This is a genomic window from Pandoraea bronchicola, assembly GCF_902459805.1.
Classification (GTDB): Bacteria; Pseudomonadota; Gammaproteobacteria; order Burkholderiales; family Burkholderiaceae; genus Pandoraea; species Pandoraea bronchicola.
This window is the reverse complement of the sequence record NZ_CABPST010000004.1, coordinates 40,566-61,510: the sequence shown is the minus strand read 5'-3', so window position 1 is coordinate 61,510 and position 20,945 is coordinate 40,566. Positions and strand designations below refer to the sequence as shown.

The following is a 20,945-nucleotide window of genomic DNA, read 5'->3' as shown; positions in this document are numbered from 1 at the left end:
GCCCCGCAAAACGGGCGGGGGCGCCGGTGACACACTATTTGAGAGGACTCAGGGAGGACGCGCGCATCAATTTCGCAGCGGAATTCGATGGCGTTCACGGTGGCATTCACGTTGGCGAAGGGGCTCGCCAGCCAAGGCGCGCCCGCTTCGGCGCGTCAGGACATCAAAGCTCGTAACTTTCGTGCTCGCCGCGCAACGCTTGCTCAACCAGCTTGCGAGTCAGAATTGGCGACAGTAGTTCGACCATCGTGAAGACGTATCCACGCAAATAGGCACCCTGCTTCAGCGCGACGCGAGTCACGTTCGTGCCGAACAGATGCCCCACGTGGATCGCCCGGAGATTGCGATCGCGCTCCGGGTCGAAGGCCACGCCCGCCAGAATCCCCACGCCCAGTCCCAGTTCCACGTACGTCTTGATGACGTCCGCGTCGATGGCCTCGAGCACGATGTCCGGCTGTACGTGACGCAGCGCGAACGCCTGATCGATCTTGGCGCGTCCGGCGAACTGCGGATCATAGGTAATTAGCGGGTACTTCGCCAGATCCTCGATGCCGACAGACGCCAATTGCAGCAGCGGGTGATCGGGCGGCACCACGGCCACGTGCTGCCACTGATAACAAGGCAGCGACACCAGATCCTTATAGCCAGCAATTGCCTCGGTCGCGATCGCCAGATCGGCCTGATCGTGCAACACCATCTCGGCAATCTGCGTCGGGCTGCCCTGCAGGATCGAGAGACGCACCTTCGGGAAGCGCTTCTTGAACTCGGCCACCGCGTGCGGGAGCGAATAGCGGGCCTGTGTGTGCGTGGTGGCAATCGTCAGGCTGCCCTGATCCTGCGCAGCGTAATCCTTGCCGATCCGCTTGAGGCTTTCCACCTCCAGCAGGATTCGCTCGACGGACTCGAAGATGATGCGCCCGGGCTCAGTCAGATTACGGATGCGCTTGCCGTGCCGGGCAAAGATGTCAACACCAAGCTCTTCTTCCAGCTCGATGATGGCCTTGGACACCCCCGGTTGGGAGGTAAATAGCGCCTTGGCGGCCTCCGTCAGGTTGAAATTCTGACGAACGGCCTCGCGCACAAAACGGAACTGGTGCAGGTTCATTTGTATAACTTTAGAAAATATACAAACAATTTTTAATTCGTTTGAAGTATATAGGGTTTTCATTACAGTGGGTGCCACTGTTTCGATAACGTTATTCCCGCCAGGCATTAAGGACCTAACAGGAACGTCATACATGTCGCTGTGGCTCGAACCCCTTTCCGGATTTGGCGTCGGCCTGCTGGTCGGCCTGACCGGTGTCGGTGGGGGCTCGTTGATGACGCCTCTGCTCACCCTGTTGCTTGGTTACGCTGCGCCGGTCGCCGTGGGCACGGATCTGGCGTTTGCCGCGATTACCAAGAGTTTTGGCACCGTCGCACACCGTTCGCACGGGCATGTGAAGTGGCACATCGTGCGCCGGCTCACGCTCGGCGCGCTGCCGGCGGCGCTGGTGACGATCCTGTTCCTGAAGCGTCTGGGCGGCATCGATGACGCGGCGCTTCACGTCATCAAGCTGACGATTGCCGCCTCGGTCCTGCTGACGGTGCTCTCATTGTTGTTCCGCGCAAAGCTGCTGGCGGCGCTGCACGCGCACCCGAACTGGCAGTTGACGGGCAACAGGCAGGCGGTCGCCACCGTCGTGGTCGGCGCATTGATCGGCGTGCTCGTGACGATTTCCTCGATTGGCGCCGGTGCCGTTGGCGCAACGCTGATCCTGATGTTGTACCCGCAGTTGGAACCTGCCGAAGTCGCCGGTACCGACATTGCTTATGCCGTGCCGCTCACGGCGATTGCCGCGCTGGGCCATATCTGGCTCGATACGGTGCACTGGGCACTGCTCGGCAGTCTGTTGATCGGCTCGCTGCCTGGAATATGGCTGGGCGCGAAGCTCACCCGTCACCTGCCCGAGCGCATTGTGCGCGGGGCGCTGGCGGCAACGCTCACGCTCGCGGCAGTGAAGCTGGTCGGCTGACACCCCACAGACAATAAGGAGTTCGCGATATGCGAAACGAATCCCGCTGGGAACCCACCCCGGCTGCCGTGCCGTCGAATGTGACCGATGCCGAGCATCAGGACATGGCGCTGCTCGACGACATGGAAGCCGTGCTGGCCGAGCGCCTCGCACGCATCGCGGGCTCGCATCGCAACGTGAAATTCGCCAGCAGCCTGGCCGCCGAAGACATGCTGATCACGCACGTGATTCTGCGTCAGCAACTGCCGATCACGGTCTTCACGCTCAATACCGGCCGTCTGCATGCCGAGACGCTGGGCATGATCGACCAGATCAAATCGCGTTATGGCTACGATGTCGTGCAGTACGTGCCGCAGGCCGCCGCCGTTGAGCATTACGTGGCCGAGCATGGCGCGAACGCGTTCTACGAGAGCGTGGACCTGCGCAAGGCCTGCTGCCAGATTCGCAAGGTCGAGCCGCTCGGCCGCGCGCTCGCCGATGCCGACGCCTGGCTCACCGGTCAGCGCCGCGAGCAGTCGGTCACACGCGGCGAACTGGCGTTCGCCGAGCAGGACGATGCCCGTGGCATCGCCAAGTACAACCCGCTCTTCGACTGGACCGAAGCGCAAGTGTGGGCTTATCTCACGGCACGCGACGTTCCGGTCAACCCGCTGCACGCGCGCGGCTACCCGAGCATCGGTTGCGAGCCGTGTACTCGCGCCATCCGCCCGGGTGAAGATAGCCGGGCAGGGCGCTGGTGGTGGGAGTCGCGTGACAGCAAAGAGTGCGGCCTGCACGCCGGCAACCTGAGCAAGATCCCCGTCTCGGTGCAGTCGAATTAAGGCATCGGGCAAGCAAGACATATGACGATGCGGCGCGACGAAATGGCGCCACATCGTGGTAAATCGAATCTCGGCAATCTCGGAATCGTCAAGGAAGGGAACACTATGGGTGCGATGCACGAAGTCGCGCAGGCCAATGGCTCGCGAATGGATCATCTGGACTGGCTCGAAGCCGAATCGATGTACATCCTGCGTGAGGTCGTGGCGGAGTGCCGCAAGCCAGCGCTGCTGTTCTCGGGCGGCAAGGACTCGGTTGTGGTGCTGCATCTGGCGCTCAAGGCCTTCGGCCTCGGCCCGAACCGCAAGACCGTATTGCCGTTCCCGCTCGTTCACATCGATACCGGCCATAACTATCCGGAAGTGATCGAATTCCGAGACCGTCACGCCAAGGCCCTGGGTGCCGAACTGGTCGTGGGGCATGTGGAGGACTCGATCCGCCGCGGCACGGTGCGTCTGCGCCGCGAGACCGACTCGCGCAACGCGGCGCAGGCCGTGACGCTGCTCGAAACGATTGCCGAACACGGCTTCGACGCCATGATCGGCGGTGCTCGCCGCGACGAAGAGAAGGCCCGTGCAAAGGAGCGCATCTTCTCGTTCCGCGACGAGTTCGGCCAGTGGGACCCGAAAGCACAGCGCCCGGAGCTGTGGCACTTGTTCAATGCGCGTCTGCACAGCGGTGAGCACCTGCGCGTGTTCCCGATTTCGAACTGGACCGAACTGGATGTGTGGCAGTACATCGCACGCGAGAACCTCGATCTGCCGTCGATCTACTACGCGCACGAGCGCGAAATCGTGCGCCGTAACGGCTTGCTCGTGCCGGTCACGCCGCTGACGCCGAAGCAGGACGGCGAGACGAGCGAGACCGCATCGGTGCGCTTTCGCACCGTGGGCGACATCAGTTGCACGTGCCCGGTGGCAAGCGTCGCCGGTAGCCCGGTGGAGATCATTGCCGAGACGGCGGTGACCGACATCACGGAGCGCGGCGCGACCCGCATGGACGATCAGACGTCCGAGGCGGCGATGGAGCAGCGCAAGAAGCAAGGGTATTTCTGAGGCGCCTCACGGCAGACCTCCTCCTACGTTCAGAGACACCGGCCCGCCGGGCGCGCAGATTCACCGCACCGGGGGCCACGCAATCGAGTTGAGAAGACCATGAGCCTCACCCCGCATCAGGAAGACCTCGGCGTGCTGCGTTTCATTACGGCAGGCAGCGTCGACGACGGCAAGAGCACGTTGATCGGCCGCCTGCTGTACGACAGCAAATCGGTGCTGACCGACCAGCTCTCAGCGCTTGCCCGCGCCAAGCACAAGCGCACCGCCGGCGAAGACATCGACTTCTCGTTGCTCACCGACGGCCTCGAAGCCGAACGCGAGCAGGGCATCACCATCGACGTCGCGTATCGCTACTTCACGACCGCACGGCGCAAGTTCATCATTGCCGACACGCCGGGTCACGAGCAGTACACCCGCAACATGGTCACCGGCGCGTCGACGGCGCACGCCGCGATCGTGCTGGTCGATGCCACGCGCGTGACCGAAGTCGACGGCCGCACCGAGTTGCTTGCTCAAACCAAGCGCCACAGCGCCATCGTCAAGCTGCTCGGCTTGCAGCACGTGATCGTCGCCATCAACAAGATGGATCTGGTGGACTACAGCGAGACGACGTTCGACTCGATTCGTGCCGCCTATCTGGCGCTGGCGCAGCGTCTGGGTCTGGAGGACGTGCGCTTCGTGCCGGTATCCGCGCTCAAGGGCGACAACATTGTCTACGCGAGCGAGCGCATGCCCTGGTATCAGGACGAGCCGCTGCTCGACCTGCTCGAAGCGCTCCCGGTTGCGCAATCGGGCGGCGAACTGCGCTTCCCGGTGCAACTGGTGGCGCGTCAGGACGGCTCGCATGCCGACGACTTCCGCGGCTACATGGGACGCGTGGAGTCGGGCTCGGTGCGCGTCGGCCAGGCGCTGCGCGTGCTGCCGGCAGGCCGCTCGGCGAGCGTCGCCGAGATCGTCGGGCCGCGCGGTCTTCTCGAAGAAGCCTTCGCCGGGCAATGCGTGACGATCCGTCTGACAGAAGACGTGGATGTGTCGCGCGGCGACACCTTCGTGAGCGCCGAGTCGGCGCTCGCCCCGTCGCGCAAACTGTCCGCCGACGTGTGCTGGTTCGACGAGGACGCGCTTGCGCCGCAGCGCAAGTATCTGCTCAAGCAAGCCACCAGCACCGTGTACGTGAAGGTCGGTAGCGTGGACACCGTGCTCGACGTCAGCACGCTCTCGCACGGCACAGACAAGACGACGCTCGCCATGAACGACATCGGCCGCGTGCAATTGAGCCTGCAAAAGCCCGTGGCTGCCGACACGTATGACGCGAACCCCGCGACGGGCGCGTTCGTACTGATCGACGAAGCCACGCACCACACGGTGGCCGCAGGGATGATTCGCGCACTCGCCGCGTAAATTGCCGGGCCAACCTGCGTTCTGCTATGTATTGAATGGCGCACCGCCCCCAGGAGGGGCCGGCGCCAAATCCCTCGAACCATGACGGCATCATCATGATGACTTCTTCGCAATCCGGTCAGTCGCCGGGCAAGGTCTATCTGGTCGGCGCAGGCCCCGGTGCGGCCGATCTGATTACGGTGCGTGGCGCGCGGCTGCTGGCGCGCGCCGACGTGGTGCTCCACGACGCGCTCGTCGAGCCGGAGATGCTCGCGCTGTGCCCGCAGGCCAAGCGGATTGCTGTCGGCAAGCGCTGCGGCAAGCAGTCGAGTGCGCAGCATTTCATCAACAAGCAGTTGATCGATCACGCCCGCACCCACGCGCTGGTTGTGCGTTTGAAGGGCGGCGATCCGATGCTGTTCGGCCGGGCGGACGAGGAGCTGCGCGCGCTGGAGGCGGCCGGTATTGCGGTGGAAGTCGTGCCCGGTATTACGGCGGCATTGGCCAGCGCTGCGGCGCTAGGCCGTTCGCTCACGTTGCGCGGCGTGGCCCGTAGCGTGGCCTTTGCGACGCAAAGCCGTGCGCCGGAGTCGGCAGAGATTGCGGCCCAAGTGTCGGCCGATTCGCTCGTCTATTACATGGGACGCGACAGCGCCCAGCGCATTGCGACGGCGTTGATCGAGGCCGGCAAACCGGCGTCAACGCCCGTAGCGATTGTGGAAGCCGCCACGACGCCGCGCGAGCGGCGCGTGCGTCTCACGCTTGACGACATCCGGCTAGGGTTGGCGGCGTCATGGTTCGACGCGGCACAGCCGAGTGTGCTGCTCATCGGTGAGGCGTTTGCGCACGCCGATGCCGCGTCGCTGCACGACTGGGCGGTGCAGGCCGCGATGGCTGCCTGACTGAGACCGGTCTCGGCCAGACGGCCAGACTTCCCGGGAATCAATGCAAAACGGCGTCACAGTCATCTGTGACGCCGTTTTGCTGTGTCCGGGAACTGCGCCGGCGGGCGATGGCGCGATCAGTTGCCGTCCATCGTCCTGCCGCAGTACTCGGCGAGGGCATCGAGCACCTTGTCGTCCTCCCCGATGGCCGCGCTCACATGCAGCTTCAGGCCGGGGTGTGCGGCGCGGCAGGCGTCGGCAAGCGCCGGCAGATCCCGTCGCACGTGACCACCCTGACCCAGAAAGACCGGCACCAGCGTGATCTCCGACGTGCCCTGCAACGTCATGTCGGCCACCGCTTCGGCAAGGTCAGGCGTCATCAACTCAAGAAAGGCAAGCCGGACGTCGGTGTCGGGACGCTGCGCGCTCAGCTTGTCGCGAAGCCGCTCGAACGGCTCGACCCAACGCGGATCGCGAGAGCCGTGAGCGAACAGGATGACACCGGGCTTGCCTTGCATGGTCGGCACCTCAGTGTTTGTCCACCCAGCGCAACGCCGCGATAGCGAGCACCAGATAGAGCAACGATGGCAACGCCGCCGTGAACCACGCCGGCCACGTGTTGAGCAGGCCCAGATGCGAGAACAGGTTGTTGAGCAACTGGAAGCTCATGCCGAGCATGATCCCGCCGAACACCTTCAGGCCGATGGCACCCGCCCGCGCGTGCAGATAGGCGAACGGCAGCGCCAGCGCCATCATCACGAAGACAGCAAACGGATACAGGAGCTTCTGCCAGAGCGCGAGGTTGTAGCGGTCGGTGTTCTGCTGGTTTTCCTTCAGGTGGCCGATATACCGGTACAGACTGCCGATGGCCATGTTGTCCGGCGAGACCATCAACACGGACAGAATCTGCGGCGTCAGCTCCGAGCGCATCTGCACCGTATCGATGTGCACCTGCTTGCTCTGGACCAGTGCGCGCAGCGGGTCGTTGCTGGCCGTGGCGTCGTCCGTGGCGCTGAAGACCGTCTCGGACACATCCGTCAGCTTCCAGAAATTCGGTGCGTCGAACTGCCCGAGCTTCGCCAGCCGTACGCTGTCGAGCCGCAGCGCGTCATCGAACTCGTAGATGCGGACGTTGGCGATGGTGTTATCGGGGTTGAGCGTACCCACGTTGATGAAGCGGGTGACGCGCGAGCCCTCCTGATCGACGGTGTCCTTGACCCAGACCCCGGAGCGAAAACCGGCCGAAACCGAACTGCCCAACGCCTCGAGACGAATCTTCTGCGCGAGCTGCTCGGCATTCGGCGCCACGTACTCCCCGATGACGAAGGTGATCATCACGATCGGGAAGCCGATTTTCAGCAGCGAGCGCAGCGCCTGTCCGGTCGAGAGTCCCGAGACGCGGAAGATGGTGAATTCCGAGTTACCCGCTAGTTGCGCACAGACATAGATGGCGGCGATGAGCGAGGCGACCGGAATGATTTCGTACATGCGCTGCGGGGCGAAAAGCAGCACATAGGCGAGGGCATGCTGGAAGCGGTAGCCGCCTCGGCCGACATCGCCCAGTTCGCTCACGAGATCGAAGAAGACGAACAGACCGACGAACGCGAGCAGCACGAACAGGAACGCCAGATAGATCTGACGCGCGAAATATTTCTCGTAGATGCGCATCAGCGGGCGCCTCCCGATGCACGCATCGCGCCGGACCCGGCGTTACGGCGGCGGCCGAACAGTCCGCGGAATCGCACGCGGCGCAGGTAGAGCAGCACGATCACGCCGATGGCCAGCGCGTGCAGCAGCCAGACGCCGATGGCCAGCGGTAAGCGCTCCTGCGCGACATACGCTTGCGACAGGCTCAACAGATTGGTGTACCCGAGGTAGATCAGCACGGCCATGACCAGATTGATGGTGCGTCCGTGGCGCGGGTTCTGATAGGCGAGCGGCACCGCGAGCAGCACGAGCGAGAGCGCGAGCAGCGGCAGGCCGATACGCCAGACGATCTCGCCACGGAAAATGGGATTCTGGATTTCTCGGAACAGTCGCGTGGTCGGTACCCCCTTGGTCGGGGTGTTGTCGGTGCTGACCGCTGTCGGATTGTCGATCTTCACGCCATAGCGCTCGAATTCCATCACCCGGTAATTGGGCTGGCCGGGCACCCCGTCGTAGCGGCGGCCCTTCTCGAGCACTATATAGCGGTTGCCGTCTTTGGCCGTCTCGATGTGACCGTCTTTCGAGACGATCACGTTGACCTTGCCGTTCTCGGTGCCGGAGACGAAGACGTTATGGACCTTGGTTGCGTCCGGCGAGACCGACTCGACGAAGAACACCCGGTGGCTCGCAGCACTCTCGCGGAACTGGCCCGGCGAGATCATCGAGACATCGTCGCGCTGGGCAAAGCGAGCTTCGAGGGCGGCGATCTGCTGATTCGCCCATGGCCAGGCGACCAGCGCGCAGAACGTGATGACGGCCAGATAGGGCGCGGCAAAGCGCAGCACCGGCTTGACGAAGTTGGTGATCGACAGGCCCGAGGCAAACCACACGACCATCTCGGAGTCGCGGTACCAGCGGGTGAGGACGAACAGGATCGAGACGAACAGCGTCACGATCAGAATGACGGCGAGGTAGCCGATCACGGCCAGGCCGATGAGCACGAGGACGTCGCGCGGATCGGCTTTCCCCGACGCGGCAAAGCCCAGGATGCGGATCATCATGGTGGTGAGCATGACGGTGATCAGCACCATGAAGACGGCCCCGGCGGTGTAGTTCAGCTCGCGCTGCAGGGAACGCTGAAAAATCATGAGATGACGATTGGGGTGCTCTCGCGGTTGGGCGAGCGCGGAAAAAAGCGGATAATTGCGGCTCGTACGAATTTTACCCGAGGAAAGCGCGATGGACTTTAGCACAAAAGCCTTCGATTCGACCAAGGCGGGCCAGGCCGACCTTGCCAACGCAAAGACGGAGTGTCTGGTAGTTGGCGTGTTCGAGCAGCAGCCGCTTGCCGGGCTGGCCAAGGCGCTCGACATCGCGAGCAAGGGCTTGCTCGCACGCATGGTCAAACGGGGCGAGCTCAACGGCAAACTCGGCAGCACGCTGATGCTGCACGAAGTCGCTGGATGGAGTCCGGCCCGTGTGCTGTTCGTCGGCCTGGGCCCTGAGGACCAGTTGACACAGAAGGGTTTCAACGAAGCCACCAGTGCCGCCGTGCGCACGGTGCTCGCCTCGCGCGCGGCCGACGCCATCTGGACGCTGCCGCAAGCCAAGGTCGCCAAGCAGGACATCGCCTGGGCCGTGCGCGCTTCGGTGCTCGCCCTGCGCGAGGCCACCTACCGCTTCACGCAGATGAAGAGCAAGGCCGAGCCGGCCACCATCGTGCTGCGCAAGGTCTGTTTCGCCGTCGCCCCGGAAGACCTGAAGGCCGCCAAGCTCGCGGCCAAGCGTGGCGAAGCCATTGCCAACGGCATGGCGCTTACCAAGGATCTCGGCAACCTGCCGGGTAACGTGTGCACCCCGACGTATCTGGCCGATGAGGCGCAGAAGCTCGCCCGCGAATTCAAGCTCAAGTCCGAAATCCTTGGGCCGAAGCAAATCGAAGCGCTCAAGATGGGATCGTTCCTGTCGGTCGCGCGTGGCTCGGTGCAACCGCCGCGATTCATCGTCCTCAAGTATGAGGGCGGTGGCGCCAAGCAGGCGCCGATCGTGCTGGTCGGCAAGGGCGTGACCTTCGACTCGGGCGGCATCTCGCTCAAGCCGGGCGAGGGCATGGACGAGATGAAGTACGACATGTGCGGCGCCGGTTCGGTGCTCGGCACGATCCGCGCGGTTGCCGAGATGGGCTTGAAGCTCAACGTCATCGCCATCGTGCCGGCGACGGAAAATATGCCGAACGGTCAGGCGACGAAGCCGGGTGACGTGGTCACCAGTATGTCCGGAAAGACCATCGAAGTGCTCAACACCGACGCCGAAGGCCGCCTGATTCTGTGCGACGCGCTTACCTACGCGGAACGCTTCAAGCCGGCTGCGGTGATCGACGTTGCCACGCTGACGGGTGCCTGCATCATTGCGCTCGGCCACGTGAACTCGGGCCTCTTCTCCAAGAGCGACACGCTTGCCGACGAGCTCCTCGCCGCAGGCCGGGCAACGGGCGACACGGCGTGGCGTCTGCCGGTCGAGGACGAGTATCAGGAGCAGCTCAAGTCGAACTTCGCCGATATGGCGAACATCGGCGGGCGTCCGGCGGGCAGTGTGACCGCCGCCTGCTTCCTGGCACGCTTCGCCGAGAAGTATGAATGGGCGCACCTCGACATCGCCGGTACGGCATGGAAGAGCGGTGCCGCCAAGGGCGCGACGGGCCGTCCGGTGCCGCTGCTCACACAGTTCCTGATCGATCGCGAAGCCCGGTGACCCGCGTCGACTTTCACACGCATGTGGCGAACCGGCTCGAATACGCTTGCCGGTTCGCGCGCAAGGTCTATGGGGCCGGGCAGACGCTCGTGGTCGTCGGCGAACCCGACGTGCTGCGTGCGTTCGATCAGGCGCTGTGGACGTTCTCGCCGCTGGAATTCGTGCCGCACTGCTTCACCCGCGACCCGCTCGCTGCACAGACTCCGGTTGTGCTGGCCGCCCCCGACGAGGAGGCCCAGCATCATCAGGTGCTGCTCAATCTGGCGGCGGGTGTGCCAACACACTTTGCCCGCTTCGAACGGGTGGTTGAGATCGTGGGCGATACGCCGGACGAGTTGTCCGGTGCCCGCGAGCGCTATCGCTTCTACCGCGATCGCGGCTACACCCTGAACAACTACGACCAGAGAGGCTGACCGTGACGAACGAGCCCGAGCGCACCGATCCCGGCATTCCCACGCTGACCGAAGTGCTCGCGCCCGGCGAGACCACGGCGCCGCTGCGTGCCAGCCCGGCTGCCTCAGCGGTTGAACAGGGAGTGCCGGCCGACGTCGCCGTCTTTGCGGAACGTGTGAGCGCCCGGCTCACGCTGCAACTGGCCGATGAAATCACAACGATGGTGGAGCGCCGCTGTCACGACGCGCTGATCGACCAGACCGCATGGCTGGTGCAACTGATCGGCAAACAGGTCGCCGACGCCTTGCAGGTGCAATTGCCGGACCGTATCCGGCAAGCCGTTATCGAAGAGGTCGCGAAACAGGTCCGCTCGCAAGGGTAGGGTGTTGGACGTGCCGTGACGCAACGGTCACGACCGCCGGCCATCGACTGAGAGGTTGGGTTAGCGCGCCATCCCGAGAATCCAGCGTGCCAGACGGGTTGCCTCTTCCGGGGCGACCTGAGGGCTGGCGGGCATTGGAATGCTCCCCCACTTGCCACGGCTGCCGTCAGCAATGGAACGCGCGATCTCGGCGGCCGCACCTGTCTGTCCTGCGTAGCGCTTGGCGATATCCCGGTAGGACGGAGCGAGCAGCGTACGGTCGGTGGCATGGCACGTCATGCAATTCCGCTCGCGCGCGAGCTTCTCCATTGCGCGCGCGTCCGACGCGTCGTGGGCGGCGGGTGCGTTCGTCTGCGCGACCGCACCGCTTGCCGCAAACATCAGCCACGCACCGATCATCGCACTGGCAGATATGCCCGCAAATTCCCTCATTGGACACCCGTATCCGAAGACTGGTTGGTGAAGTGTGGCAGCAATATAGCATTTGTCCGACGGCCGCCGGGACGTGACTGCCGACGGTCGCCGAACGAAGCCGGCGAGCTAGTCGATGGCCCCTGTGGCGAGTGCCAGCGAGGCCGCCGCAGATAGCGCATTGCTGTAGCTGTCCGCGTACGCGTTCTTCGCGATCAGCAATTGATTCTGGGCGAGCAGGGCATCGGTCACGGAGCCGACGCCGTGTCTGTAGGCGTCGAATGCCGCGTCGTAGGTCGTCTGCGCTGCGGTGAGCAATTCTTTCGCGGCTTCATGCGCTGTCAGACTGGTTTGAAGCATGTTCTGCGCCCCGACGATTTGCCGCACGGCCTCCTCACGACTGCGCTCGAGCCGGGTACTCGCGCTGTCCGCGTCATTTCGCGCTTGTGCGAGTGCTGCCGAGCGCAGGCCGCCATCATAGAGCGGGATCGAGATGCCGACAATGACGCTGCCGCCGTAGCGCCCGCCGCTCAGGTTGACGGTCGGCAATTGCTGGCCAATGGCGGGCACGGCCGACAGAGAGGAACTGCCGGTGTTGTAGACGCCGGACGCCGCCAGGAAAACCTTGGGCTTGAACTCCGACTCTGCCGCCTGAATCTTCGCGAGGTTTGCGCGTTGCGCTGCATAGGCGCTCAGAACATCCGGCCGTCGCGCAATCGCGGACGAAACGATCTGTTCGACCGGCTGGCGCAGCGCGGGCGAGAGCGCGCGCACCGGCATGTCGGCAATCTTCGGTTTCGACAACGGCGAGATGCCCATTGCGGAAATCAGCGTCAGATAGGTATTGCTTTGTGCGCCTTGCGCCTGAACCAGTGCCAGCTTCGCCTGAGCGTAGTTCTGGTTCGATTGCGCCACTTCGATCACGGTGCCGATGCCGCGGCGGTATCGCGACTTGGCGGCGTCCACCACGGCGCCCGCATTCTCAAGCCCTTGCTCGGCCGTCACGACACGCGCACGCACCGCCTGATACGTGTAAAAGGCGACACTGACGTCGTACACCACCTGCTGATGGGCCGCCGTGAACCCGATGTTCGCGATCACCGATGCCTGGGATGCCGCTTCCACGCGTGCGGCCCGTCCGCCGAAATCGAACAACAGCCATTGCAGCGCGACCACCGACGTGAGTCCGTGCGTGGAAGCACTGGCAGACGAATCGCCCAGCACGCTGGATGTCGAATCGTGGGCGGCGGCATACTGGCCCATCGCGCTTAACGACAGTTGCGGCAGGTAGGCGCTTTTCGCGACGCCTGCGACCAATGCGGCGTTACGCGCATCGTTCCAGGCGATCCGTGTGGCGGGGTTCGACGATTCCGCGAGGTCGATGAGCTCGGGCAATGTGTAGGCGTGGTCCTGCTCCAGTGGTGGCGGTGGCGACACGGCGGCAAGGGCAGGGTTGGCGGGCAGCCGGTAGTTGCCTCGATGTGTGCCGCGATCGGTGCCGCGATCGGTGCCGCGATAGGTGCTGGCCAGCACCGGTGCACCGGGCTGGATCGCGCCGGATGCATCCGTGCGAGGTTGCCAGGGACGATCCGGCTGCTCGGGTGCCATGTCGAGCGACGACGTTGCACATCCCGCCAGAGCGGACAACGTCAGCATTGCCGTGATCGTGAAGACGGCGGGCGGATCAAGCCGGCGCATGAGGAACACGCTCCTTCGCCACGTCATCGTCACGCGCGGCATGGTCGAGTTGGGTAAGGCGCGAGTCGCCAAGCATCAGCAACGACAGACGCTCCTGATCGGCGGGCGATGAGCCAGATGCTTCAACGAGGGCGGCAGGCGCGTGGCGTGTCGCCGGGCTGCCGAGTCCGCCGCCGTCGACGTCAAGTCGCCTTAACCAGGCGTCGATGCCGGTGTCGCCGGGATGCCGTTCGGCGAGCAAGACCATCGGTCCTTCGAGCGCCTGGAGTTCTGCCAGCGCCCGCTTGCGCGCCACCTTCCAGCGCGCCGCAGGACGCACCCAGGACGGTTCGTAGTGCGTCAGCGCAATGTCGTCTTGCAGCGCGCTGCGACGGGCCATTGCCCCTGCGGCTTGTGCGCGCCGGAGGCTGGCGGAGGAAATCGCCGTCAAGGTTGCCCAGCGTTGCCGCAACTCGGGAAGTCCGGCATCGACACGCGCGGCGACGCTCACGGGCCACACCCGGGTGAAGATCAGATAGACGACGACATTGCCCAGCAGGATACCGATGGTGCGATCACGTGCAATCGTCAGATCGAACGCAGGCGCGGGGCCTTGCACCACACACAGGAGGAAGGCGAACGCGATCTGGAAGCCAGCGTATCCGATGCGCGGCGAGCCAAACGCGATCCACGCCGACAGCCACGTGCCGATGGCGACAACACTGAGCAGACCGGTAATCGTGGTGAGCGTGGGCATCACGAACACGATCATCGCCGTGCCCGCCAGCGCGCCGGCGAGACATCCGGCGATGCGCAGCATCAGCTTTTCAACGGTTTCGGCGGTCGTGCCCAGCGACACGATATAGACGGTGATGAAACAGGTATGAATGCCGGGCCAGTCCAGCAGCGAGTACAGCAGGTAGCAGATCATGGCGGCTACCGTGGTTTTGAGCGCGTACCGGACGTGGTCCGGATTGGAGAATGCGTCGGGAAGGAAGAAACCGCCGTGCGCCTGCGGTTTGACCTCAGGGGCGGCCTCCTGCGTCACCACGGCGAAGCCTTTGATCGCGTTGCTCAGATCGCTGACGGCCACGCGCGCCAGTGGTGCGAGCCTATCGGATGGCGGTAGCGACAGTTCGATGTCGACCGGGTAGCCCCCAGCCTCGAGCATTTGCGCCATGCGCTCAATCGTACTCGCCAGCGGTTCGAGAAACGCGGCCGGCAGCCGGGCGCCACGCTCCCGGCCGATCAGATCGGCGGCCACCAGAACGGCGAACGTGGCCGACGCGGCCTGCCGCAACGCCGCAGCGTCAGCGCGTGCCGACGAGCCTTCGAGAACCGAGACTTTGAGCCACTTGCCGAGCGCTTCGTCACCCGCACTCAGGCAGGCGTCGAGCGCATCGCGGGGGGTATCCGGATCGCGCAGCATACGGGCTGCGAGTCGCAGGCGTTTCGCGAGTTCGTTGCCTGCGAGCTTGCGCGGCGAGGGGCCGACGGCAAGTTGCACGCAGACGGCGGCGCCAATCGGGATGGCGACCATCAGCCACGCATACAGCAGTGCGCGCGTGGCAACCTCTCCGAGCGGCACGCTGCCGAGCTTGTCGAGCGCGAATCCGACGATCATCGCGATAATCGCGCCGACCGGGCGCAGCTTGCTGGCGGACGTGATGAACAACAGCGCTGCCGATAGCCCCGCGATGGAAGCGACCCGCGCCATGGGGTCGTCCAGTACGAGCGTTGCTACCAACAGCACGAAGCCGATGATAATGCTCACCAGCACGAGCATCGCCGCGCTGGTAACGATGCTCGTGACACGGTCGGGACGGATCAGGAAAAAGACCACATAGGCCGAGAGCGCGGCCTCGGGCGTGCCGTATGCGGCGGTGACGAGCGTCGTCAGCGCGCAGATGAGTGCGACCCGGGTTGCCGTAGCGGCTCGTCCTGGAAATGGCGCGAGCCACTTCCGCAGATCGTCGAGCCCGGGACGCCGCAGATCACCGGCAGGCGGCGCCATGTCTGATCTCCACGACTGCGCTGGCGCCGACCCGCACTAGCCGCTCGGCTGGCTCATTGAGTTGAACGCGCACCGGGAAGCGCTGCGCAACGCGTACCCAATTCACCGACGACTGGACAATCGGCAGTGTGCGCGGCAGGTTGATGCGCCCGGCGTCGGAGATGCCTGCGCCGATGCCAACGACCTTGCCGGTGATCGCCTGACTTCGGTCGATCATCGAGTAGACGGTCGCACAATCGTCGACCTGGATATGCGACAGCGCACCTTCGCGGAAGTTGGCGACGGCAAACCATTCGTCCGCATGCACCAGCGTAAAGAGCGACTGGCTCGGTGCGACGGTTTCTCCGGCGAGTACAGAAAGGCCCGTCACGTAACCGTTCTGCGGGGCGCGCACAACCGTATCGTCGAGGTTGTGCTGCGCAAGTGCGACAGCGGCTTCGCGCGCACGGACGGTGGCCAGTGCGCCCGCTTCGTCGCCGACGCTCTGGGCGCTGGCCGCCTTCTGCGCCTTCGCCTGCTTCACCGAGAGTTCGGCGTCGCGCTGTGCGACTTGGGCCTGATCGAGTTGCTGTTGAGGCACGTAGCCTTTGGCGGCAAGCGGTGCCAGCCGCTCGACATTGCGGGTCGCGAGCGCGTAGTTATGCATCGCTTTGCCGGTCTGGTCGTCAGCAATCGAGGCGTTGGCCTGCTCGTTGTAGATGGTCTTCTGCCGTGTGTCGAGTGAGGCGCGTGCCAGCGCGAGATCGGCTTGCGCCTGCGCGAGCACGAGGCGATAGGGAACGGGGTCGATTTCGTACAGGATGTCGCCCTTGGCGACGCGCTGGTTCTCCTGCACCGCGAGCCTGACGATGCGCCCGCCAACGGGTGTCGCGACGTGGACGACGTCGGCATCGATGGCCGCGTCATCTGTCGAGGGGAACTGGGACGAGCGGTAGTACGCGTAGCCGGCGACGATGACGCCGACCAGAATGATCGCCAGCGCGATCGGGCGCCCTTTGAGCGGGGCTTTGCTTTTGCCGGCCATTTTCATAGCAACTGTCCTGTTCCCGCGAGCCAGACGAGTACCGCCACCGTGACACCGATCGACAAACAGACGCAGAGTTGGAGGGGCACGATTTGTGTCCATCGCATTGCAACGCCGATGCGATGCGCGAGCAACGCGGCGAACAGGCCGATGACGCCGCCCAGAAGCCAGAGAGGGAAGTACGCGCCGAAGATCTCGCGGGCGGGAGCGCCATGCAGCGTGCATCCCTGCAATGGGGGGCCCAGGGCCAAAGCCGCCCAGTATGTCGCGCGGAATTTGCTCGGCTTCGGGCGGGCCGGTGCGGTCGGCTTATGCGGCATAAGAACACTTCACGTCAGAGAAAATGCGCAAAGGTGCATGGAGGCGTGGAGGTGTTGAGGTGCCGTCCGGTGACGAGACCTGAGCCGACGGACCCCCGGCCCGAATGCGCGGATTGTAGCGCGTTCCGTGTCTGTGAGCCACGCATGAAAAACGGCACGTCTGCCCTTGCGGGCAGGACGTGCCGTCATACGCGGCGTGCTCGGAATCAGCCCGTTGCGCCGCCCTTGTTGGCCGGTTGGGCCAGCGCCGCGTACTTCGCCAGCACCCCTCGCGTGTATCGAGGTGCCGGGGCTTTCCACGCAGCGCGACGGCGCGCGAGTTCGTCATCCGGCACATTCAGTTGCAGCAGCAGCTTGTGTGCGTCGATGGTGATCGAGTCGCCTTCGTGCACGAGGGCAATGGTGCCGCCGACGAACGCTTCCGGTGCAACGTGTCCGACCACCATGCCCCATGTGCCGCCCGAGAACCGGCCGTCGGTGATGAAGCCGACCGTTTCGCCCAGTCCCTTGCCGATGATGGCCGAGGTCGGGGCGAGCATCTCCGGCATGCCTGGCCCCCCCTTCGGGCCGAGATAGCGCAGCACGAGGATGTCGCCCGATTGGATCTTGTCGGTGAGGATCGCGTCCATCGCGCTTTGCTCGTCGTCGAACACGCGCGCCGGGCCCGTGATGACCGGATTTTTCAGGCCGGTGATTTTCGCCACGGCGCCATCCTCGGCCAGATTGCCCTTGAGGATCGCGAGATGGCCTTCCTTGTAGAGTGCGCGGTCGATCGGGAAGATGACGTGTTGATCGGCGCGCGGCACCGACGGCACGTCCTTCAGTGCTTCGGCGATGGTGCTGCCGGTGATCGTCAGGCAGTCGCCGTGCAGCAGACCGGCATCGAGCAGAATCTTGAGCACTTGCGGAATGCCGCCTGCCTTGTGCAGATCCGTCGCCACATACTTGCCCGACGGCTTCAGGTCGCAGATGACCGGCACGCGCGCCCGAATGCGTTCGAAGTCCTCGATGCTCCATTCGACATCGGCGGCGTGCGCGATGGCGAGATAGTGCAGCACGGCGTTGGTGGAGCCGCCCGTGGCCATGATGAGTGCCACGGCGTTCTCGATGGACTTGCGCGTGATGATGTCACGCGGCTTGATGTCTTTTTTGACGGCCTCGATCAGTACACGTGCCGATTCGGCGGCAGAGTCGACCTTTTCCTGATCGGGATTGGCCATCGTCGACGAATACAGCAGCGACATGCCCAGCGCCTCGAACGACGAACTCATCGTGTTGGCCGTGTACATGCCGCCGCAGGAACCTGTCGACGGACAGGCGTTCTGCTCGATGCCCTTGAAATCGGCCTCGGTCATGCGGCCGGCCGTGAATTCGCCTACGGCCTCGAACGACGAGACGATGGTGAGATCCTTGCCTTTCCAGTGGCCGGGCTTGATGGTGCCGCCGTAGACGTAGATGCCCGGCACATTGATGCGGGCCAGTGCGATCATGCCGCCCGGCATGTTCTTGTCGCAGCCACCGATCACGACCACGCCATCCATCCACTGCCCCTGCACGGCAGTCTCGATACAGTCGGCGATGACTTCGCGCGAGACGAGCGAGTACTTCATGCCCTCCGTGCCCATCGACATGCCGTCGGAAATGGTGGGGGTGCCGAAGGTCTGCGGATTGGCCTGATGGGTCTTGATGGCGTCGACCGCAGCATCGGCGAGACGTTGCAGCCCCGCGTTGCACGGGGTGATCGTCGAGTGGCCGTTGGCCACGCCGATCATCGGATTGTCGAAGTCTTCTTCCTTGTAGCCCAGCGCGTAGTACATCGAGCGATTGGGCGAGCGCGCCACGCCTTGCGTGACATTTCGCGAACGACGGTTGAATGCCATGACGGTCTCCTGTGGGGATGTGCCACGCCACCGGCGACCGCAGCGTTGCGCACAAACGTTGTTGTATCACGCTGTCATGCTGGCGGCATGAGGGGAAATCCGACCACACCGCCGGGTGTCATTGCTGCTGGACTGCGACGTCACTGCATTGCGAATCTTGCGCGGGAGCGGCCGGTCATTCCATCCTGCGTGCCGCCGCTCCCGTTCAGACGTGGCGCTGCCAATCGAACGATCAGCCCGAACGATCAGCCCGAAGGATCAGCCCGAAGGATCAGCCGCGCTTGCCCAGCTTCAGTTGCGACAGGTCGCGCACGGCGCCGCGGTCGGCCGAGGTGGCCAGTGCCGCATAAGCCTGCAGCGCCTGCGAGACCACGCGCTGACGATCCACCGGCTGCCATGCCTTGTCGCCACGGGCTTCCATGGCGGCGCGGCGGCGAGCCAGTTCTTCGTCGGACACGGCCAGATGCATCTTGCGCTGGGTGATGTCGATCTCGATCACGTCGCCGTCTTCGACTAGGCCAATGGTGCCGCCTTCCGCCGCTTCCGGCGAGGCGTGGCCGATCACCAGACCCGACGAACCGCCCGAGAAGCGGCCATCCGTGAACAGGGCGCAGGTCTTGCCCAGCCCCTTCGACTTCAGGTACGACGTCGGGTACAGCATTTCCTGCATGCCCGGGCCGCCCTTCGGACCTTCGTAGCGGATCACGACCACGTCGCCCGGCTGCACCTTGTCACCCAGAATGCCTTCGACGGCGTCGTCCTGGCTCTCGAACACGCGGGCACGGCCGGTGAAGACCCATTGCGATTCGTCCACACCTGCCGTCTTCACGATGCAGCCCTTCTCGGCGAGGTTGCCGTACAGCACGGCCAGACCGCCGTCCTTCGTATAGGCATGTTCCTTGTCGCGGATGCAACCGGTTTCGCGGTTCAGGTCGAGCGCCGGGTAGGTCGACGACTGGCTGAACGCGATGGTCGTGGGCACGCCACCGGGGGCGGCGCTGTAGAACGTGTGTGCCTTGTCGCCCGCGTCGCCGGCCACGTCCCACTTGGCGATCGCCTCGCCGAGCGTGCCACTGTGTACGTTGCCGCAGGACGTGTCGAGCAGACCGCCGCGCGCGAGTTCACCCAGAATACCGATGATGCCGCCCGCGCGATGCACGTCCTCGATGTGGTACTTGTCGGTCGCCGGTGCGGCCTTGCACAGGCACGGCACCTTGCGCGAGATGCGATCGATGTCGGACATCGTGAAGTCGACACCCGCTTCCTGGGCGGCGGCAAGCAAGTGCAGCACCGTGTTGGTCGAGCCGCCCATGGCGACGTCGAGCGCCATGGCGTTCTCGAAGGCAGCCTTGGTGGCGACGTTGCGCGGCAGGACCGAGAGATCGTCTTCCTGATAGTAACGGCGGCACAGATCGACCACGAGGCGGCCGGCTTGTTCGAACAACCCGCGGCGCCAGGCGTGCGTGGCGACGATGGTGCCATTGCCCGGCAGGGCGAGACCGATGGCTTCGGTCAGGCAGTTCATCGAGTTGGCGGTGAACATGCCCGAGCACGAACCGCACGTCGGGCAGGCGCTGCGTTCGACTTCGGCAACTTCGGCGTCGCTCACCTTCGGATCGGCAGCCTTGATCATGGCATCGATCAGGTCGATCTTGGCGATCACCTGACCGTCGCCCGACTTGACCTTGCCCGCTTCCATCGGGCCACCCGAGACGAACACGACCGGAATGTTCAGGCGCATTGCGGCCATGAGCATGCCCGGGGTGATCTTGTCGCAGTTGGAGATGCAGACCATGGCGTCGGCGCAGTGCGCGTTGACCATGTATTCCACCGAGTCGGCGATCAGCTCACGCGACGGCAACGAGTACAGCATGCCGCCGTGACCCATGGCGATGCCGTCGTCCACGGCAATGGTGTTGAATTCCTTGGCCACGCCGCCGGCCGCCTCGATCTCCTTGGCCACGATGGCGCCCAGATCGCGCAGGTGAACGTGACCCGGTACGAACTGCGTGAAGGAGTTCACCACGGCGATGATCGGCTTGCCGAAGTCGTCGTCTTTCATGCCGGTGGCACGCCACAGGGCGCGGGCGCCGGCCATGTTGCGGCCGTGGGTCGAGGTGCGGGAACGGTATTGAGGCATGGTCGTCTCTGAAACGCTGTGCTTGTGGGATGAACGAAATTCGGGGCCGCCAGGCTTTATTCAGACTGGATTCGCGCGCTCGCGGGCAACGCCGCCAACGCCGCGCTCGCGCCAGTGTCGGCCGGACGTCAAGATTCGTCTTTCCTTGAATGC

Annotated in this window: 19 protein-coding genes; 8 read left to right on the top strand and 11 right to left on the bottom strand. The window is 64.4% G+C overall.

Going from position 1 to position 20,945, the window contains the following annotated elements:
* Window positions 1-163 precede the first annotated feature (163 nt).
* The gene (locus PBR20603_RS10340) at window positions 164-1,105 is read right to left on the bottom strand and encodes a CysB family HTH-type transcriptional regulator (protein WP_150559444.1); all 942 of its coding nucleotides are present in this window, start codon (window positions 1,103-1,105) and stop codon (window positions 164-166) included.
* 133 nt (window positions 1,106-1,238) lie between these two features.
* Here PBR20603_RS10340 and PBR20603_RS10335 point away from each other — a divergent pair, with 133 nt between their 5' ends.
* From PBR20603_RS10335 to cobA, 5 genes are all read left to right on the top strand, one after another.
* On the top strand, window positions 1,239-2,015 hold the full coding sequence (locus PBR20603_RS10335) for a sulfite exporter TauE/SafE family protein (RefSeq protein ID WP_150559443.1): 777 nt from the start codon (window positions 1,239-1,241) through the stop codon (window positions 2,013-2,015).
* Window positions 2,016-2,119: 104 nt separating this feature from the next.
* Entirely contained in the window at window positions 2,120-2,836 is a 717-nt protein-coding gene (locus PBR20603_RS10330; protein ID WP_150559661.1) for a phosphoadenylyl-sulfate reductase, read from the top strand.
* A gap of 105 nt (window positions 2,837-2,941) precedes the next feature.
* Entirely contained in the window at window positions 2,942-3,889 is a 948-nt protein-coding gene (gene cysD / locus PBR20603_RS10325; protein ID WP_150559442.1) for a sulfate adenylyltransferase subunit CysD, read from the top strand.
* A 99-nt stretch (window positions 3,890-3,988) separates the two neighbouring features.
* Window positions 3,989-5,290 (top strand): sulfate adenylyltransferase subunit 1, encoded by a 1,302-nt coding sequence (locus tag PBR20603_RS10320; RefSeq protein ID WP_150559441.1) that lies wholly within the window; start codon window positions 3,989-3,991, stop codon window positions 5,288-5,290.
* A gap of 98 nt (window positions 5,291-5,388) precedes the next feature.
* A complete protein-coding gene (gene cobA, locus PBR20603_RS10315; RefSeq protein ID WP_150559660.1) occupies window positions 5,389-6,171 on the top strand; it encodes a uroporphyrinogen-III C-methyltransferase in 783 nt (260 codons plus the stop codon).
* A 119-nt stretch (window positions 6,172-6,290) separates the two neighbouring features.
* Here cobA and PBR20603_RS10310 read toward each other — a convergent pair whose 3' ends face one another.
* Genes PBR20603_RS10310 through lptF form a run of 3 tightly spaced genes read right to left on the bottom strand, consistent with a single transcriptional unit; the run spans window position 6,291 to window position 8,948 of the window.
* Window positions 6,291-6,671, bottom strand: a complete 381-nt coding sequence (locus PBR20603_RS10310; RefSeq protein WP_150559440.1) for a sirohydrochlorin chelatase — start codon at window positions 6,669-6,671, stop codon at window positions 6,291-6,293.
* Window positions 6,672-6,681: 10 nt separating this feature from the next.
* Complete coding sequence (gene lptG / locus PBR20603_RS10305; protein ID WP_150559439.1) at window positions 6,682-7,821, bottom strand: LPS export ABC transporter permease LptG; 1,140 nt, start codon at window positions 7,819-7,821, stop codon at window positions 6,682-6,684.
* Window positions 7,821-8,948 (bottom strand): LPS export ABC transporter permease LptF, encoded by a 1,128-nt coding sequence (gene lptF, locus PBR20603_RS10300; RefSeq protein ID WP_150559438.1) that lies wholly within the window; start codon window positions 8,946-8,948, stop codon window positions 7,821-7,823. Before lptF ends, lptG begins: the two co-directional genes overlap by 1 nt.
* 91 nt (window positions 8,949-9,039) lie before the next feature.
* On the opposite strand from lptF, the gene PBR20603_RS10295 reads away from it, so the two are divergent.
* From PBR20603_RS10295 to PBR20603_RS10285, 3 genes are read left to right on the top strand one after another with little or no spacing between them, the layout of a single operon-like run.
* The gene (locus PBR20603_RS10295; protein WP_150559437.1) at window positions 9,040-10,551 is read left to right on the top strand and encodes a leucyl aminopeptidase; all 1,512 of its coding nucleotides are present in this window, start codon (window positions 9,040-9,042) and stop codon (window positions 10,549-10,551) included.
* On the top strand, window positions 10,548-10,964 hold the full coding sequence (locus PBR20603_RS10290; protein WP_150559436.1) for a DNA polymerase III subunit chi: 417 nt from the start codon (window positions 10,548-10,550) through the stop codon (window positions 10,962-10,964). Before PBR20603_RS10295 ends, PBR20603_RS10290 begins: the two co-directional genes overlap by 4 nt.
* Before the next feature lie 2 nt (window positions 10,965-10,966).
* Entirely contained in the window at window positions 10,967-11,326 is a 360-nt protein-coding gene (locus PBR20603_RS10285; RefSeq protein ID WP_174977869.1) for a DUF2486 family protein, read from the top strand.
* A gap of 60 nt (window positions 11,327-11,386) precedes the next feature.
* Here PBR20603_RS10285 and PBR20603_RS10280 read toward each other — a convergent pair whose 3' ends face one another.
* The 7 genes from PBR20603_RS10280 to ilvD (PBR20603_RS10250) all read right to left on the bottom strand — a co-directional run bounded on the left by PBR20603_RS10280 (window position 11,387) and on the right by ilvD (PBR20603_RS10250) (window position 20,792).
* On the bottom strand, window positions 11,387-11,758 hold the full coding sequence (locus PBR20603_RS10280; RefSeq protein WP_246174531.1) for a c-type cytochrome: 372 nt from the start codon (window positions 11,756-11,758) through the stop codon (window positions 11,387-11,389).
* Between the two features lie 108 nt (window positions 11,759-11,866).
* Complete coding sequence (locus PBR20603_RS10275) at window positions 11,867-13,435, bottom strand: TolC family protein (RefSeq protein ID WP_150559434.1); 1,569 nt, start codon at window positions 13,433-13,435, stop codon at window positions 11,867-11,869.
* Window positions 13,422-15,428, bottom strand: a complete 2,007-nt coding sequence (locus PBR20603_RS10270) for an FUSC family protein (protein ID WP_150559433.1) — start codon at window positions 15,426-15,428, stop codon at window positions 13,422-13,424. Before PBR20603_RS10270 ends, PBR20603_RS10275 begins: the two co-directional genes overlap by 14 nt.
* Window positions 15,409-16,458: a multidrug transporter subunit MdtN gene (mdtN, locus tag PBR20603_RS10265; RefSeq protein WP_150559432.1), complete on the bottom strand. Its 1,050-nt coding sequence runs from the start codon at window positions 16,456-16,458 to the stop codon at window positions 15,409-15,411. Before mdtN ends, PBR20603_RS10270 begins: the two co-directional genes overlap by 20 nt.
* Window positions 16,455-16,772 (bottom strand): phosphoethanolamine transferase CptA, encoded by a 318-nt coding sequence (locus PBR20603_RS10260; RefSeq protein WP_246174529.1) that lies wholly within the window; start codon window positions 16,770-16,772, stop codon window positions 16,455-16,457. Before PBR20603_RS10260 ends, mdtN begins: the two co-directional genes overlap by 4 nt.
* Before the next feature lie 206 nt (window positions 16,773-16,978).
* Window positions 16,979-18,652 (bottom strand): dihydroxy-acid dehydratase, encoded by a 1,674-nt coding sequence (gene ilvD, locus PBR20603_RS10255; RefSeq protein ID WP_150559431.1) that lies wholly within the window; start codon window positions 18,650-18,652, stop codon window positions 16,979-16,981.
* A gap of 271 nt (window positions 18,653-18,923) precedes the next feature.
* A complete protein-coding gene (gene ilvD / locus PBR20603_RS10250) occupies window positions 18,924-20,792 on the bottom strand; it encodes a dihydroxy-acid dehydratase (protein ID WP_150559430.1) in 1,869 nt (622 codons plus the stop codon).
* Window positions 20,793-20,945: the final 153 nt, after the last annotated feature.

Excerpts from the sequence above, each read along its gene's own strand:
- PBR20603_RS10340 (WP_150559444.1), bottom strand. The coding sequence starts at position 1,105 with ATGAACCTGCACCAGTTCCGTTTTGTGCGCGAGGCCGTTCGTCAGAAT.
- PBR20603_RS10335 (WP_150559443.1), top strand. The coding sequence starts at position 1,239 with ATGTCGCTGTGGCTCGAACCCCTTTCCGGATTTGGCGTCGGCCTGCTG.
- PBR20603_RS10330 (WP_150559661.1), top strand. The coding sequence starts at position 2,120 with ATGGCGCTGCTCGACGACATGGAAGCCGTGCTGGCCGAGCGCCTCGCA.
- cysD (WP_150559442.1), top strand. The coding sequence starts at position 2,942 with ATGGGTGCGATGCACGAAGTCGCGCAGGCCAATGGCTCGCGAATGGAT.
- PBR20603_RS10320 (WP_150559441.1), top strand. The coding sequence starts at position 3,989 with ATGAGCCTCACCCCGCATCAGGAAGACCTCGGCGTGCTGCGTTTCATT.
- cobA (WP_150559660.1), top strand. The coding sequence starts at position 5,389 with ATGACTTCTTCGCAATCCGGTCAGTCGCCGGGCAAGGTCTATCTGGTC.
- PBR20603_RS10310 (WP_150559440.1), bottom strand. The coding sequence starts at position 6,671 with ATGCAAGGCAAGCCCGGTGTCATCCTGTTCGCTCACGGCTCTCGCGAT.
- lptG (WP_150559439.1), bottom strand. The coding sequence starts at position 7,821 with ATGCGCATCTACGAGAAATATTTCGCGCGTCAGATCTATCTGGCGTTC.
- lptF (WP_150559438.1), bottom strand. The coding sequence starts at position 8,948 with ATGATTTTTCAGCGTTCCCTGCAGCGCGAGCTGAACTACACCGCCGGG.
- PBR20603_RS10295 (WP_150559437.1), top strand. The coding sequence starts at position 9,040 with ATGGACTTTAGCACAAAAGCCTTCGATTCGACCAAGGCGGGCCAGGCC.
- PBR20603_RS10280 (WP_246174531.1), bottom strand. The coding sequence starts at position 11,758 with ATGAGGGAATTTGCGGGCATATCTGCCAGTGCGATGATCGGTGCGTGG.
- PBR20603_RS10275 (WP_150559434.1), bottom strand. The coding sequence starts at position 13,435 with ATGCGCCGGCTTGATCCGCCCGCCGTCTTCACGATCACGGCAATGCTG.
- PBR20603_RS10270 (WP_150559433.1), bottom strand. The coding sequence starts at position 15,428 with ATGGCGCCGCCTGCCGGTGATCTGCGGCGTCCCGGGCTCGACGATCTG.
- mdtN (WP_150559432.1), bottom strand. The coding sequence starts at position 16,458 with ATGAAAATGGCCGGCAAAAGCAAAGCCCCGCTCAAAGGGCGCCCGATC.
- PBR20603_RS10260 (WP_246174529.1), bottom strand. The coding sequence starts at position 16,772 with ATGCCGCATAAGCCGACCGCACCGGCCCGCCCGAAGCCGAGCAAATTC.
- ilvD (WP_150559431.1), bottom strand. The coding sequence starts at position 18,652 with ATGGCATTCAACCGTCGTTCGCGAAATGTCACGCAAGGCGTGGCGCGC.
- ilvD (WP_150559430.1), bottom strand. The coding sequence starts at position 20,792 with ATGCCTCAATACCGTTCCCGCACCTCGACCCACGGCCGCAACATGGCC.